This window comes from Sphaerisporangium melleum (assembly GCF_014646695.1).
Lineage (GTDB): Bacteria > Actinomycetota > Actinomycetes > Streptosporangiales > Streptosporangiaceae > Sphaerisporangium > Sphaerisporangium melleum.
The window spans coordinates 112,743-112,961 of sequence record NZ_BMNT01000031.1 but is presented as its reverse complement, the minus strand read 5'-3'; the positions used below and the strand labels follow the sequence as shown (position 1 = coordinate 112,961).

General features: G+C 73.5%; 1 protein-coding gene. It reads right to left on the bottom strand.

Annotated elements, in window-relative coordinates; translation table 11 throughout:
* Nucleotides 1-219, bottom strand: a 219-nt coding sequence (locus IEY93_RS25910; RefSeq protein WP_189165724.1) for a hypothetical protein, incomplete at both ends; no start/stop codon positions are given.

Below are 219 nucleotides of genomic sequence, written 5' to 3'. Positions count from 1 at the left end.
GGCGGCGTCCTCCAGCACGCCTGCGCCACGCACCCCGGCCGCGTTCGGCTCCGGCACCACCGCGAACGTCCCGTCCAGCCCGCCACCCTGACCACGCAGCGGCGTACCGATCTCCACCCGCGAACCATCCGCCGCGTACCGGACGAACCCGTTGCCCGCGTTCGTGTCGGTCACCTGGATGAGGCCACCGGGCCGCTCGGTGACCGTGAAGTGCGGCAG